The 14,897-nt window shown below is 62.3% G+C and carries 14 protein-coding genes; 8 read left to right on the top strand and 6 right to left on the bottom strand.

The features are described from left to right. Positions 1–36: 36 nt before the first annotated feature. From KY495_RS12905 to ybiB, 3 genes are read right to left on the bottom strand one after another with little or no spacing between them, the layout of a single operon-like run. Positions 37–1,245 carry an NAD(P)/FAD-dependent oxidoreductase gene (locus tag KY495_RS12905; protein ID WP_219879836.1) on the bottom strand — a complete coding sequence of 403 codons (1,209 nt, stop codon included), beginning with the start codon at positions 1,243–1,245 and terminating at the stop codon, positions 37–39. A 59-nt stretch (positions 1,246–1,304) separates the two neighbouring features. Continuing rightward, positions 1,305–2,084, bottom strand: a complete 780-nt coding sequence (gene cobA, locus KY495_RS12900; protein ID WP_219879835.1) for a uroporphyrinogen-III C-methyltransferase — start codon at positions 2,082–2,084, stop codon at positions 1,305–1,307. Further along, on the bottom strand, positions 2,065–3,057 hold the full coding sequence (gene ybiB, locus KY495_RS12895; RefSeq protein ID WP_219879834.1) for a DNA-binding protein YbiB: 993 nt from the start codon (positions 3,055–3,057) through the stop codon (positions 2,065–2,067). The genes cobA and ybiB overlap by 20 nt, the downstream gene beginning before the upstream one ends. A 198-nt stretch (positions 3,058–3,255) precedes the next feature. On the opposite strand from ybiB, the gene KY495_RS12890 reads away from it, so the two are divergent. The 8 genes from KY495_RS12890 to KY495_RS12855 all read left to right on the top strand — a co-directional run bounded on the left by KY495_RS12890 (position 3,256) and on the right by KY495_RS12855 (position 11,714). After that, on the top strand, positions 3,256–4,764 hold the full coding sequence (locus tag KY495_RS12890; protein ID WP_219879833.1) for a DUF4331 domain-containing protein: 1,509 nt from the start codon (positions 3,256–3,258) through the stop codon (positions 4,762–4,764). Between the two features lie 30 nt (positions 4,765–4,794). Next, entirely contained in the window at positions 4,795–5,052 is a 258-nt protein-coding gene (locus KY495_RS12885) for a hypothetical protein (RefSeq protein ID WP_219879832.1), read from the top strand. Positions 5,053–5,154: 102 nt separating this feature from the next. Next, positions 5,155–6,339: a tetratricopeptide repeat protein gene (locus KY495_RS12880; protein ID WP_219879831.1), complete on the top strand. Its 1,185-nt coding sequence runs from the start codon at positions 5,155–5,157 to the stop codon at positions 6,337–6,339. Further along, positions 6,336–7,463, top strand: coding sequence for a HupE/UreJ family protein (locus KY495_RS12875; protein WP_219879830.1), 1,128 nt, complete (start codon positions 6,336–6,338; stop codon positions 7,461–7,463). The genes KY495_RS12880 and KY495_RS12875 overlap by 4 nt, the downstream gene beginning before the upstream one ends. A 174-nt stretch (positions 7,464–7,637) precedes the next feature. Beyond that, complete coding sequence (locus KY495_RS12870; RefSeq protein WP_219879829.1) at positions 7,638–8,696, top strand: 3-deoxy-7-phosphoheptulonate synthase; 1,059 nt, start codon at positions 7,638–7,640, stop codon at positions 8,694–8,696. Positions 8,697–8,774: 78 nt separating this feature from the next. After that, complete coding sequence (gene tsaD, locus KY495_RS12865; protein ID WP_219879828.1) at positions 8,775–9,815, top strand: tRNA (adenosine(37)-N6)-threonylcarbamoyltransferase complex transferase subunit TsaD; 1,041 nt, start codon at positions 8,775–8,777, stop codon at positions 9,813–9,815. A 221-nt stretch (positions 9,816–10,036) separates the two neighbouring features. Further along, a complete protein-coding gene (locus KY495_RS12860) occupies positions 10,037–10,567 on the top strand; it encodes a hypothetical protein (RefSeq protein ID WP_219879827.1) in 531 nt (176 codons plus the stop codon). A 301-nt stretch (positions 10,568–10,868) separates the two neighbouring features. Continuing rightward, entirely contained in the window at positions 10,869–11,714 is an 846-nt protein-coding gene (locus tag KY495_RS12855) for an endonuclease/exonuclease/phosphatase family protein (RefSeq protein ID WP_219879826.1), read from the top strand. Here KY495_RS12855 and KY495_RS12850 read toward each other — a convergent pair. The 3 genes from KY495_RS12850 to KY495_RS12840 are packed head-to-tail and all read right to left on the bottom strand — an operon-like array spanning position 11,711 to position 14,698. Beyond that, positions 11,711–12,529: an ABC transporter ATP-binding protein gene (locus KY495_RS12850; protein WP_219879825.1), complete on the bottom strand. Its 819-nt coding sequence runs from the start codon at positions 12,527–12,529 to the stop codon at positions 11,711–11,713. The two genes, KY495_RS12855 and KY495_RS12850, sit on opposite strands and share 4 nt — an antisense overlap. Before the next feature lies 1 nt (position 12,530). Beyond that, entirely contained in the window at positions 12,531–13,430 is a 900-nt protein-coding gene (gene ntrB, locus KY495_RS12845) for a nitrate ABC transporter permease (protein ID WP_219879824.1), read from the bottom strand. 29 nt (positions 13,431–13,459) lie between these two features. After that, positions 13,460–14,698: a CmpA/NrtA family ABC transporter substrate-binding protein gene (locus tag KY495_RS12840; protein ID WP_219879823.1), complete on the bottom strand. Its 1,239-nt coding sequence runs from the start codon at positions 14,696–14,698 to the stop codon at positions 13,460–13,462. Positions 14,699–14,897: the final 199 nt, after the last annotated feature.

Here is a 14,897-nt window from a genome sequence, read left to right as displayed (position 1 = left end):
GGAAGCTTTTCGCTGGCCTGTTTCGCAACTGCGACATCATACCGACTGGCCAGCCACATAGCCTGACGACCATGCCCACTGGAAATTATAACCGCCCAGCCAGCCCGTGACATCGACCGCTTCGCCGATGAAATACAGCCCGGGCACCTTGGTCGCCATCATGGTTTGCTGGGACAACTCGCGCGTATCGATGCCGCCCAGGGTCACTTCTGCCTTGCGGTAGCCTTCCGAACCGGTGGGCACGATGGCCCAGCGGTTGACGGCGTCGCCCAGCTTGCGCAGCTTGGCGTCCGGCATGTCGGCCAGGCGCGCATCAGGGGCCAGGCCGTTGGCGGCGAGCAATCCTTCAGCCAGGCGGGCGGGCAGCCATTGCGACAGCACATTGCCCAACTGCTTCTTGAGCGTGCCCTTGCCTTCGATTAACACTTCCGCCACATCCATCTCGGGCAGCAGGTTGATGATGATCGGGGTGCCGGGCTGCCAGTAACTGGAAATTTGCAGGATGGCGGGGCCGGACAGGCCGCGGTGGGTAAACAGCAAGTCTTCCTTGAAGAAGCCGCGCTTGTTGCCCTTGCCCTTGTTGCTGCCGGTTTCCACTTCCACTTCCAGCGCGATGCCGGCCAGCGGTACAAAGGCTTCCCAGGTCGGACCGTCAAAGGTCAGCGGCACCAGGCCGGGGCGCGGGTCCACCATCTTCAGACCAAACTGTTCGGCGATGCGGTAGCCAAAGTCGGTGGCGCCAATCTTGGGAATGGACAAGCCGCCAGTAGCGATGACGACGCTGTCGGCCACGATGTCGCCGGTGTCGGTGAGCACCATGAAGCCATCATCGGTCTTGTCGATCGACACGACCTTGGTCGGCATGCGCCAGGTCACGTCGCCGTCGGCACACTCGGCCTTGAGCATCTGGATGATCTGTTCCGCCGAATCATTGCAAAACAGCTGGCCACGATGCTTTTCGTGGTAGCCGATCCGGTGCTTCTTGACCAGGGCCACGAAATCCTGGGCCGTGTAGCGCGACAGCGCGCTTTTGCAAAAGTGCGGGTTCTCGGACAGGAAATTGGCCGGCGCCGTATTCACATTGGTGAAATTGCAGCGGCCTCCGCCCGAAATGCGGATTTTCTCGGCCAGCTTCTCGGCATGGTCAATCAGCACCACCCGCTTGCCACGCTGGGCGGCCACCGCCGCGCACATCATGCCGGCCGCGCCTGCGCCGATCACCGCTACATCATATTGTTTTGCCATGCCCCTGCCGCATTCATCGTCACTAAACCGTGATTGTAAACGCTTGCCGGGTCCGGCAGTCAGATTGCGCGGCTGGCCAGGGCCGTCAATTGCTGGTGCGCGGTGGCGCAGCGCACCACCTCGCCCACCACAATGATGCTGGGACTGCCAAGGCCCGATGCTGCCAGATCGGCCGGCAACGCTGCCAGTGTCGTGATCAGGTGAGTCTGCCCGGGCCCGGTGGCGGACTGGATCACAGCCACCGGTGTGCTGCCCGGCTTGCCACCCGCCAGGAGCGCCGCCTGGATCTGGCGGCAGCGTGCCACGCCCATATAAATGACCAGCGTCAGGCCGGTGGCTGCCAGCAGGGCCCAGTCCGGCGTGCGGGCCTGGCCGGCATCGTCGCCGCGCTCGTGCCCCGTGATGAAAATGGCGCCCGAACTCCAGTCGCGGTGGGTCAGCGGCACACCAATGGCGGCCGGGGCGGCAAGGCCACTGCTGATGCCGTTGATGACGTCGACCGTGATGCCCTGCGCCATGAGATGGGCCCGCTCTTCACCGCCCCGGCCAAACACAAACGGGTCGCCGCCCTTGAGCCGGACCACGCAGTGGCCGGCGCGCGCTTCGGCCACCATGAGCCGCTCGATGAATTGCTGCGGCGTGGAATGGCAGCCACCGCGCTTGCCAACGTTGACAATGCGGGCGTGCGGCGACGCATGCGCCAGCACCTCGGGATTGACCAGGTCGTCCACCAGCAGCACATCGGCCGCTGCAATCGCTTTGACCGCCTTGAGCGTCAGCAGTTCCGGATCGCCCGGCCCTGCGCCCACCAGTACTACCCTACCCTTGCTGTGCTCCATCGTTGCCACCCGTGTTTGCGCGTAATTGCTTTGAAACTAGCAAACACTGTGCCACTTGCTGTTCGATGGGCGCAGGAACCGGCACTTCTCCTCTCAAGGCGCGGCCGATCCAGGCGGCGGTGGTGGCCGCGTCGGCAGCGTCGGGCATGATGGCGCGCTCATCGCCTGGTGCATCGCGCTGCACCAGTACGGTGCGCTGGCCCTGGTGGAACCAATCGATTTGCTGGCCGCGGTTGGCGTTGGCGACCGTTTCGCCCTCGGTGCCACGCATCAGGAAGGCGTCACCCCGCGCAACCGGCGCGGCCGTGCGGAAATACTCGCCCAGCATGTCCAGGTATTCCGGATGGGTGTACGACACCAGCCGCAAGGCGGGATCGGCGAAGGGCTGGAGAATCTTGACCAGGGTATGGGTGGAACTGCGCACGCCCAGGATGCGGCGCAGCGACAGCAGCCATGCCATCTTGGGCGCCAGCAGTTCAATTGGCATGAAGCTTGGCAGTTGCTGCGCAAAACCCGACTGCACGTCGGCCAGCGACTGCGCCGGCTGCACCCCCATGGCGGCGAAGATTTCAGCCGTGGTCACGCGCCCCGGATCGTGCGCGACGCCGTGCACCAACACCGGCGCACCGGCGCGGGCCAGCAGCATGGCCAGCAAGGGCGTGAGGTTGGCAAGCTTGCGCGCGCCGTTGTAGCTGGGAATGCTGATGGGAGCGAACTCGCCTGCCACCGGCGGTACCAGGGTCAGCGAGGCCTCGGCCGCATCCATGAAGCCGCCGATTTCCTGGACCGACTCACCCTTGATGCGCATGGCAAGCAGTATCGCCCCCAGTTCCAGGTCAGACACTTCCTTGTTCAACATCGCCGAATACACGGCGCGTGCCTCCTCGCGCTCCATGTCGCGCGCACCCTTCTTGCCGCGGCCGATATTTTTGATGATGTGTGCGGCCTGGAAAACTGCGTGTGAATTGTTCATGAGATCCAAAAACGTGCGGTGAATACCCTAATAGTAGTCGAATGATTACAGCCGTGAATGGCGCGTGCGATTTGTCCAGGCATCAGACCACCCATATCGTTAATTTTTCGAAAAATATGTATGAAAGTGAATCCAATAGCAGAACAGCCACGTATAAAAAATCACACAACGGTGTGAAACCCAATTGAGGAGAAGAAAATGAAACAACTAAGACTGCGTGCAACGCTTGGAGCCGTATTGGTAAGCAACGCGCTTGCATGCATGTTTGCGCCTGCCGCATTCGCGTCTAGCCACCGTGAAGCGCCATTCATTACTGAAATGCCGAAAGTCGATGCCACCGACTTCTACATGTTCAAGAGTTACCAGGCCAACCGCAGCGATTTCACGACCATTATCGCCAATTACGTGCCCCTGCAAGATGCCTACGGCGGCCCCAATTATTTCATGATGGACCCGGACGCGCTGTATGAAATCCATATCGACAATGACCACAACGGTATTGAAGATATCACCTTCCAGTTCCGCTTCAATAACATCTACAAGAATACGGCACTGACCGTGGGCGGCAAGCAGGTCGCCATTCCCCTCATTATCAATGGCGGCCCGATTGCCGACATTAACGCCGCCGGCGCCGATGTGCGCGAAACCTTCACCCTGACCATGGTGCGCGGCGACCGCCGCAAGGGCACCCGTACGCCGATCGCCAACCCGGCCGGCGGCAACGTCTTTGACAAGCCACTGGACAACATCGGCAATAAGTCGATCCCCAACTACGAAGCTTACGCTGCCAAGCACATCTACAACGTCACGCTGCCGGACTGCGCCACGCCGGCACGCCTGTTCGTGGGCCAGCGCAAGGACCCGTTCGTTGTGAACCTGGGCGAAACATTTGACCTCATCAACATCAAGGCCCCGGCCGTCGAGTTTAGCGCCACCGCCGAACGCGATGCCAAGGACGACCTGGCCAAGAAGAACGTGACCACGCTGAGCATGGAAGTGCCGACTTCCTGCCTGCTGAGCAAGACCGTGAGCGAGCCTGTGATTGCCGGCTGGACCACGGCCAGTGTGCGCCAGGGCCGCCTGATCAATCCTAGCCCGAAGAAAGAAAACGATGCTTCGCGCGAAGGCGGCGCATGGACCCAGGTATCGCGTCTGTCGATGCCACTGGTCAATGAAGTCGTGATCGGCCTGAAAGACAAGGACAAGTTCAATCACAGCAAGCCTACCGGCGACACCCAGTTCATCGACTACGTCACCAACCCGACCCTGCCGGCGCTGATTGAAATCCTGTACGGCTCGGCCGGTGCCAAGGCGCCGACCAAGTTCCCCCGTGCCGACCTGGTAGCGACCTTCCTGACCGGTATCGATACTGTCAACAAGCCCAAGGTTGCCAATGCCGTGCCATCGGAAATGCTGCGTCTTGACACCAGCAAGCCAGTGACTGCTGCCGGCGCCCAGAACCGCCTTGGCGTGATTGGTGGCGACAATGCCGGCTACCCGAACGGCCGCCGCCCTGGCGACGATGTGGTCGACATTTCACTGCGCGTTGTGATGGGCAAGCTGTGCACCCTGAACATTGGCTGCGCACCGGCAGACGCACCAGCCGGCACCCTTCGCTTCACGGACGGCGCCTACCTTGACGAGACCTTCGTCAACGCCAGCTTCCCGTACCTGAAGTCGCCGCTGCCTGGTTCGCCACAGCAGTAATCGATGCCGTCAAATAAACAGGAGAGCATCATGAAAAAACTGAGCGCACTATGCCTCGCCCTGCTGCTGACCGCCTGTGGCGGCGGTGGCACCGGAGGCGAAGCCCCCTTCGTCCCTGGCCCCACCCCGCCGCCGACGACGCCAACCCCGCCACCTAGCGTGATGGATGCGTTCTTCACCCGCGTGCTGGCCATCATCGGTGTCGCCACAGACGATGCCGAGCCAATCGCCGTGGAAGACATTGTGCTGACAACACCGGAAGATACGGAACCGGAGCCAGTCACGTAACAGCACCAGCAGCAAGCCAGCCAGGAGACCACTCCTGGCTGGTGTTTCACATAAAAAGCAGTCCATAAAAACAGACCATCTCGCGCACTGAGAAAACACATCATGTCGAAACGACTCGTATTCGGCGCCGTCTGCGCATGTGCGCTTGTCGCACAGCTGGCCCAGGCCACGCCATATATCCCCAAGCAAGGCAGTGACGTCATTGAACGCCTGCCACGCCGTAACGACCCCGCCCAACAGGAATTGCAGCGCCTGCGCGCCCAGCTGGCCACCAATCCGCGGGACATCACCCTCGCCACCACGGCCGCGCGCCAGTACATCGCCATCGCCCGGCGCGAGACCGACCCGCGCTACTTCGGCTATGCCCAGGCGGCATTGGCCCCGTGGTGGGGCATGGCGGCGCCGCCACCGCAAGTACGCCTGCTGCGCGCGACGCTCCTGCAAAGCACCCACCGCTTCCCGGAAGCGATGCGCGACCTGGACGCCATCGTGGAGGCCGAGCCGCAGAATCCTCAAGCCTGGCTCACGCGCGCCACGGTGCAAACCGTGCGCGGCGACTATGAAGGCGCTACCACCAGCTGCGCGCGGCTGTCGAACCTCAGTTCCGACCTAGTGAGCGTGACCTGCATCAGCAGCGTGGGCGCCATGACCGGGCGCGCCCTGCCCAGCGAACGGCTGCTGCAGACCACGCTGGAACGCAATCCCCAGGAAGACGCGGGCATGCAGGTGTGGGTGCTGACCTTGATGGCCGAAATCGCTGAACGCCGCGGCGACTATCGGGCCGCGGAACAGCGCTACCAACGCGCGCTGGCCCTCGACCCCAAAGACAGCTACCTGATCGGCGCGTATGCCGACTTTCTGCTCGACCGGAAGCGCCCTGACGACGTGCTCAAACTGGTAAAGGACCAGGGCCGCATCGATGGCCTGCTGCTGCGCCGGGCGCTGGCGCTGACGCAATTGCCGTCCCGGGCCGCCGACTTGCGCAACGCCGATGCAGAACTCAATGCCCGCTTCAACGCGGCCATGCAGCGTGGCGACACTGTTCACCAGCGCGAGCAGGCAAGGTATGAGCTCCACGTGCGCGGCAACACGCGCGCCGCGCTGGCACTGGCGCAGAAGAATTGGGCGGTGCAGAAGGAGTCGGCCGACATGCGCGTGCTGCTGGAAGCGGCACTCAAGGCTAATGATCCGGCCGCCGCCGAGCCGGTACTGAAGTGGGTGGCCACGCACAAGGTCGAAGACGTTGCTGTGCAGCGCCTGGCGCGGCAGATCAAGGGAGATGCATGATGGCGCGCACCTTCTACCCCTGGCTGCTGTCGCTGCTGCTGTTTGTGTGCAGCGCCGCCCAGGCCCACAAGCCAAGTGACAGCTACCTGGCACTGGACGTCAAGGGCGCTCAGGTCACTGGGCAGTGGGACATCGCCCTGCGCGATCTCGATTTTGCCCTCAACCTGGACCAGGATGGCAATGGTGAGCTGACCTGGGACGAAATCCGCCGCCAGCACGGCGCCATGGCGGCGTACGCGCTGGCGCGTCTGCAGCTCTCGGGCGGCGATGCTGCCTGCGCCATTACGCCTGGCGAACAACTGATCGACCACCACACCGACGGCGCCTATACGGTACTGCGCTTTAGCGCTGCCTGTCCGGCGCCGGTGGCGGCGCTGGGCGTGTCGTACCGCCTGTTTGCCGACCTCGATCCCCAGCACAAGGGACTGGTCAAGCTCACCAGCGAAGGCGTCACCTCCACCGCCATTTTTGGTCCCGACAATGCGCTGCAAACGCTCTCGCTCAAGAGCGCCAGCAAATGGGGTCAGTTCGCGGACTACGTGAAAGAAGGCGTGTGGCACATCTGGATCGGCTTTGACCACATCCTGTTCCTGCTCTCGCTGCTGCTGCCGGCGGTGCTGCTGACCAGAGGTTCGCCCCACGCCCAGACCTTCCGTGATGCCTTCATGGACGTGCTCAAGGTGGTCACCGCCTTCACCATTGCCCACTCGATCACGCTCACCCTGGCCAGCCTGCAGATGGTGTCGCTGCCTTCGCGCTGGGTGGAAAGCGCCATCGCCGCCTCGGTGGTGGTGGCCGCGCTCAATAACATCTTCCCCGTGTTCCGCGGACGTCGGCCCCTGGCCGCCTTTATCTTTGGCCTGATCCACGGTTTTGGCTTTGCCAGCGTGCTGGCCGACCTGGGCCTGCCGCAGGGGGCGCTGGCGCTGTCACTGTTTGGCTTTAACGTGGGCGTGGAGCTGGGCCAGCTGGCCATCGTGGCCGCTTTCCTGCCGCTGGCCTACCTGTCGCGCAAGACCTGGTTCTACGGCCAGCTCATGACCACCGGGTCGGCCGCCATTGCGCTGATCGCCACCGTGTGGCTGGTCGAGCGCGCATTCGATTTGCAACTGATGCCTGTCTAGACAGGTTATACCGAGTAAGTGCGTGGTCTTTGGCGGCCCGGCGTAGCGATACGTGGGCCGCCTTTTTTTGTGGGCGAGCGTCCCTTCTAATATTGAGCTGATGCAGTGCAGCAGATCGCGATCCGGTCTAAAATCAAGAAAGCCCGAGGAAAAACCACGTAAAGCGCCCTGAAAATGATCACGCAAGATATCGAAAACAGTAACGTCACATCGTTTGCCACGATGCCCACGCCCGAAGAGCTGCACGCCCGCCTGCCGCTGACCGACGCCGCCTTCGGCACCGTCATGCAGGGCCGCGAAGCACTGCGCAACATCATCGACCGCAAGGACAAGCGCCTGTTCGTGGTCGTGGGGCCATGCTCCATTCACGACCCAGTCGCCGGCCTTGATTACGCGCGCCGCCTCAAGGCGCTGCAGGCCGAAGTGGCCGACACCATGCTGCTGGTGATGCGCGTGTACTTTGAAAAGCCGCGCACCACCACCGGCTGGAAGGGCTACATCAACGACCCGGACATGGACGACTCGTTCCGCGTCAACGTGGGCATGGAAAAGGCGCGCCAGTTCCTGCTGGACGTGTGCGAACTGGGCCTGCCCACCGCCACCGAAGCGCTCGACCCCATTTCGCCGCAGTACCTTGGCGACCTGATTGCCTGGACCGCCATCGGCGCGCGCACCACAGAATCGCAGACCCACCGCGAAATGTCGTCCGGCCTGTCCACGCCAGTGGGCTTCAAGAACGGCACCGACGGCGACATCAGCATTGCCATCAACGCCATCCTGTCGTCGGCGCACCCGCACTCCTTCCTGGGCATCAACGGCCAGGGCAAGGTGTCGATCGTGCGCACCAGCGGCAACCCATATGGCCACGTGGTGCTGCGCGGTGGCGATGGCCGTCCCAATTACGATTCGGTCTCGATCGCCATCGCCGAGCAGGCCCTGGCCAAGGCGGGCCTTCCGGCCAACCTGGTGGTGGACTGCTCGCATGCCAACAGCTACAAAAAGCCGGAGCTGCAGCCGCTGGTCATGTCGGACGTGGTCCAGCAGATCCGCCATGGCAACCGCTCGCTGGTGGGCGTGATGATCGAATCGAACCTGGTGGGCGGCAACCAGAAGATCCCGGCAGACCTGGCTCAGCTCAAGTACGGCTGCTCGGTCACCGATGGCTGCATCGACTGGGACGCCACTGCGGCCATGCTCAAGAGCGCGCACCAGGAACTACTGCAGCGGCCCTGACGCGCCCCGCCCCGGCCTTGCAGGCCGGGGTGTCCGCCGTGGCTTACAATGGCGGATTGACTTAACCTGTACCCTCTCATGATTGTCCTCGGCGTCGAATCCTCCTGCGATGAAACCGGCCTTGCGTTGTACGACACGCAGCGCGGCCTGCTCTCCCATGCTCTGCATTCGCAGGTTGCCATGCACGAGGAGTATGGCGGCGTGGTGCCGGAACTGGCGTCGCGCGACCATATCCGGCGCGCCATTCCCCTGCTCGAGCAGACCCTGGCCGATGCGGGCATCGGGCGCCACGACATCGACGCCATTGCCTACACCCAGGGTCCCGGCCTGGCCGGCGCGCTGCTGGTAGGTTCTTCCATTGCCTGCAGCCTGGGACTGGCGCTGGACAAGCCGGTGCTGGGCGTGCACCACCTGGAAGGCCACCTGCTCTCGCCACTGCTGGCGAGCGATCCACCGCAGTTCCCATTCATCGCCCTGCTGGTATCGGGCGGTCACACGCAGCTCATGCGCGTGGACGGCGTGGGCCAGTACACGCTGCTGGGCGAAACGCTCGATGACGCAGCCGGCGAGGCCTTTGACAAGTCGGCCAAGCTGCTGGGACTTGGTTACCCGGGCGGCCCGGCCATCTCGCGTCTGGCGGAATTTGGCGACCCGGAAGCGTACAAGCTGCCGCGCCCCATGATGCACTCCAAGGACTTCAACTTCAGCTTTTCCGGCCTCAAGACGGCGGTGCTGACGGTGGTGAAGAACCACGAAGAAAAGATCATTGCCAACATCTGCGAGCAGGACAAGGCCAACATCGCGCGCGGTTTCGTGGACGCGATCGTGGACGTGCTGACCGCCAAGTGTGTGAGCGCCCTGCGCCACAGCGGCTTGAAGCGGCTGGTCATCGCCGGTGGCGTGGGCGCCAATGCGCAGCTGCGGGCCTCGCTCAACCAGGCCGCAGCTGCCAAGAAGTTCAGGGTGTTCTATCCGGAGCTGGAGTTTTGCACCGACAATGGCGCCATGATTGCTTTTGCCGGCGCCATGCGTCTGCAAATCAACCCGCAGGCCGCAAAGCGCGACTACAGCTTCAACGTGCGCCCGCGCTGGCCGCTGGATGAGATTCGCACGATTTGAGGCGCTCAGCATTATTGCGCCAGGAGCGACAGCGAAACGCGCGATGCGATTGGGACAGGCCGCTATCGGCCAAGGCTGCGTAAAAGCATCGCGTTGGACGTCCAAAATTTGCGATAGTTGGACGTCAGTTTAAACGAAATCATGATATTAAACTTCGGTCTGCTCGGTCATTCCAAGCGCGTCGTCGGCATACTGTTTCACTACATAGAGTTCTTACGAAAATGACTGACACAAAGTTTCACACTCCTCATGACGCAGCATTTGAAGCTTTAGGAGCACGTGCCCCTAGTCAGCAATGGTCGTCTTTTGACGTGTTACGCCCCGAGGCTCGTAAGGGAAAAGCAAATCTATTTGTTACCACACTCTGGAATTTTCACAGCAAAAATGATGCGCGCGGTAGACGCGTTCCGACGGAATTGGCGATTTGCCGTGATGAGAGAGACGGGAGCTTTTGGTCTCAAGTTCCCAAACCAAATTTAGATGCTCGCAAAACGCATGTCGCTCATTGGAATGGAGTTGAGCTTGCTGTTAAAGAAGCGATCCCGATGCTCGGCGTGCTGAAAGATGTTCGCACCGGTCGATGCGCCCTCGAGAACGTATTTGATATTCCCGAAGTGCGCTATCACGTGGATGGCAGCTCACTTTGGCTTCGACTGGTACCACGTGGAGACGTGGGCTGTGAAGTGAAGATTATCGATATTATGCAATGTTTGGGTTACCCATTGCGTCATCCTTCGGCCCAGGCCGTGTAAAGGGATATTGTCCTGTAAACGAATGCCGTTTGGTAAACGTTGAATCTGTATCTCATCAGTACATGCTCCGGTTGAAACGCGGCATCAGCGGTGTCGGCAACCGCGCTTGAGAATCGCAAGGACCAGCCAGCCCCATGCTGCGCTCGCCTGCTCGCTCATATGGCGGCCATCCGTTCAACAGCTCGCACGAGCCCACACAGGTCGGTGGGAACTCCATCAGCGAATGCCGATCCTACCGTGTACCGTGATTTTACAAATAATGGCAAACTCGCCCGGTTTTGTATTTCCGGAGGTATCCTTTATGCGTGTTGTCAGTTGGAATATTCATTGGGGCTGTGGCAAGGATAGCCGCATTCGTATCCATGCCATCATAGATGTCCTGCGAAAGCTTAATCCCGACATTATCTGCCTTCAGGAAGTTGCCTCCAACCACGCTGAGCTGGAAGGCAACGCCAGCTCGAATCAGTTCCGCCAGCTTGCCGGCGCCTTTGGCGGCTACCAGCCGGTCATTGAACCGACCAGCGAAATCTACCAGAACAATATGCCGCGCCAGTTCGGCAACATGCTGCTGTCGAAGTACCGCATCAACCAGGTGCACCGCTATCGCTTGCCATGGCCACCTGACCCCGAGCACCCGGCCGGCATGCCGCGCGGGCTGATCGAGGCCGTGGTCGACGCCCCGGGCGGGCGGGTGCGGGTGCTGACCACGCACCTGGAATACTATTCGCCGCTGCAGCGCATGGCCCAGGTCAAGCACATCAAGTACCTGCACTGGGAAGCATGCGAGCGCGCGCGCATTTATCAGCCCGATCCTTCGCTCGACCCGCCCTACCAGCTGGGCTTTCGACCCGGGTCCGCCATTTACTGCGGCGACTTCAACTTTGTCGAAGGGGCGCCCGACTATCAGGAACTGCTGGCGCCCGACGACAGCATCGCCCTGCCGCTGGTGGATGCCTGGCGCCTGAAGCATCCCGACATTGCGCGCGCGCCCACCGCCGGGCTGCATGGCTTTCGCTGGCCGGAGCGGGCCGACTGCTTCGATTATTTTTTCGTCAGCGACGACCTGGCTGCGCGCGTCACCGACTGCGAAGTGCAGTCGGAAACGGCTGCGTCCGACCACCAGCCCATCGTGCTCGACCTGCACTAAGCCATCTGGTCTGCCGTCGCAGTCTGACGCGGGCGCGACTGGCGCTGGTACAGGAACTCCAGCACCCGCGTGCGGTATTCGTTGTAGAGAATGTCGTGCGCCAGTGCCACCCGTTCCCGCGGCCTTGACAGGCGCACCTGCACGATGTCGCCAATGGTGGCGGCCGGGCCGTTGGTCATCATGACGATGCGGTCCGACAGCAGCACCGCTTCATCTACATCATGGGTGACCATCACCACGGTGGAACCGGTGCGCTCGACGATGGCCAGCAGCTCGTCCTGCAGGTGGGCGCGCGTGAGCGCGTCCAGGGCGCCGAACGGTTCATCCATCAGCAGCACCTTCGGTTCGGTCGACAGCGCCCGGGCAATGCCCACGCGCTGCTTCATGCCGCCGGAAATTTCATGTGGCCGCTTGCTGCCGGCGCCCAACAGGCCCACCAGCGCCAGCGCGCTGGTGGTGCGTTCGCGCAGCTGCGCCTTGTTTTCACGCGCGCCGAACACCCGTTCCACGGCCAGATAGACGTTGTCGAAACAGGTCAGCCATGGCAGCAGCGAGTGATTCTGGAAGACCACCGCGCGCTCCGGCGACGGCCCGGCGATCTCGCGCCCGGCGCAAATCAGGGTGCCGCTGGTGGCCTGGGTCAGGCCTGCCAGCAGGTTGAGCAGGGTCGATTTGCCGCATCCCGAGTGCCCGATGAGGGTGATGAATTCGCCCTGCGCCACCGTCAGGCTGACCTGCTCCAGCGCGTTGAAGCTGCCCTTGCGCGTGTCGAACACCTTCCCCACGCCCTGCACGTTGATGAATTTCTTGTCCATGTCAGTTCCCTGTTTCTTCGTACGTGAATGAACGCGCAATGGCGACCAGCGCCTGTTCCAGGATCAGTCCCACCACGCCGATGACCAGGATGGCGATCAGGATATGCGCCACATTGAGGTTATTCCACTCGTCCCACACCCAAAAGCCGATGCCGGCGCCGCCGGTCAGCATCTCGGCGGCCACGATCACCAGCCAGGCGGTGCCAATGGCCAGGCGCACGCCGGTCAGCATGTGCGGCAGCGCCGATGGCAGCAGGATGCGGGTGAAAACCTTCCACTCCGACAGCTTGAGCACGCGCGCCACGTTCAGGTAATCCTGCGGCACCCGCTGCACACCGGCGGCGGTATTGATGATCATGGGCCAGATGGAGCAGATGAAGATGGACCAGATCGCCGCCGGGTCGGCAGCCTTGAACACCAGCAGGCCAATGGGCAGCCAGGCCAGGGGCGACACCGGCTTGAGCAGGCTGATGATGGGATTGAACATCCCGGCCAGGAAGCGGAAGCGGCCAATCGCAAAGCCCAGTGGAATGCCCACCATGGCTGCCAGGCCAAAGCCGATCGCCACGCGCTGAAGCGAGGCCAGGATATTCCAGCCGATGCCCTGGTCATTGGGGCCATTGCTGTAGAACGGATCGGCAAACATGCGCGCCGCTTCGGCAAAGGTGACCGCTGGCGATGGAAAGCTGCTGTTCCCGGTGGCCAGGATCTGCCACGCGAGCAGCAGCAGGACAATACCGAGGGCGGGCGGCACCACTGCCAGCGCCACCGCGCGCGAGCGCGACGGGCCGCCGGCCAGGCGTACGCCGCGCCGCGCCAGGCGGCGGCTGCGCGCCGGCTTTTCCGGCGCCGCCGGCGCAAGCGGAATGGAAGACGATGCTGATTTCAACACTGCGTTCATGGCGTTCTCCGTGGTGGTGGGGACAGGTATCAAGCCTTGATGCGGAAGGCGTCGGCGTAGGCCTTGGGATTTTTGCCATCCCAGACCGTCCCGTCGATCATCTTCACGCTGCGCAGGGGCGACTTGGGCAGCGCCACTTTCGCCATGGCAGCCGCCTCGGCATAGAGCTTGAGCTGGTTGACGCTCGTTGCCGTGGCCAGGTAATCCGGCTCGCCCTTGAGCAGACCCCAGCGCTTGTGCTGGGTCATGAACCACATGCCGTCGGACAGGTAGGGGTAATTGACCATGCCATCGTTGTAGAACTTCATGCAGTGCGGATCATCCCAGGTGCGGCCCAGGCCATTCTGGTAGCGGCCCAGGATGCGCTGGTTGATGACGTCGACCGAGGTATTGACGTACGACTTGGCGGCGATGGTTTCGGCCATCTTGTTCTTGTTCGACAGGCTGGCGTCGATCCACTTGCCAGCTTCGAGCACCGCTGCGATCAGTGCGCGCGCGGTGTTGGGGTGCTGCCGCGCCCAGTCGAGCGTGGTGCCGAGCGTTTTTTCCGGGTGGTCGCGCCAGATGTCCTGGGTGGTGGCGGCCGTGATGCCGATGCCGTCGACAATGGCGCGGTGGTTCCATGGCTCGCCCACGCAAAAGCCATCCATGTTCCCGACCCGCATATTGGCCACCATCTGGGGCGGCGGCACCGTGATGACCTTGGCCTCTCGCATGGGATTGATGCCATGGCTGGCCAGCCAGTAGTAGAGCCACATGGCGTGGGTGCCCGTGGGGAAGGTCTGGGCAAACGCGTAGTCGCGCTTGTCCTGCTGCATCAGCTTTGCCAGCGAGGCGCCATCGACCGCGCCCTTGTCCGCAATCTTTTTCGACAGGGTGATGGCCTGCCCGTTGTGGTTCAGGTTCATCAGCACCGCCATGTCGCGCCGCGCGCCGCCGACGCCCATTTGGACCCCATACAGCAGGCCGTAGAGCACGTGTGCGGCGTCGAGTTCACCATTGACCAGCTTGTCGCGCACGCTGGCCCAGGAAGATTCTTTCGACAGCACGATCTTTATGCCATATTTCTTGTCAAAGCCAAGAACCGAAGCCATGACGACGGAGGCACAGTCGGTCAGCGGAATGAAGCCGATTTTCACTTCCTGTTTTTCCGGCTTGTCCGAGCCGGCGGCAAATGCGCCGCCGCTGGCCAGGCCGGTGAGCGATAGCGCGGCGCCGGTCTTGATCAGATGGCGGCGGGTGATGCTGGTGGTGTCGTCGGTGTGCATGCTGTCCTCGTCAGGTTCGCCCAGGCTGCTGCCTGCGCCTACCGGAGACTCAGCAATTGGCGTGCCAGCCGCAGGCCCGCTGTCCGTGGCGAAAATGCGCCTAATCGGGAGGAAAAAGCACTGCTATTGTGCGCTGCGTCAAAGCATGTGAGAAAACAGGGCAACTATCGCTATGCCGCGACGGTTGGGATGACTATAA

Origin of the sequence: Massilia sp. PAMC28688 (assembly GCF_019443445.1) — a bacterium.
In the GTDB taxonomy this organism is placed as follows: Bacteria; Pseudomonadota; Gammaproteobacteria; order Burkholderiales; family Burkholderiaceae_D; genus Telluria_A.
Note: the sequence above shows the minus strand (reverse complement) of the source record. Positions and strands in the feature narration are given on the sequence as shown.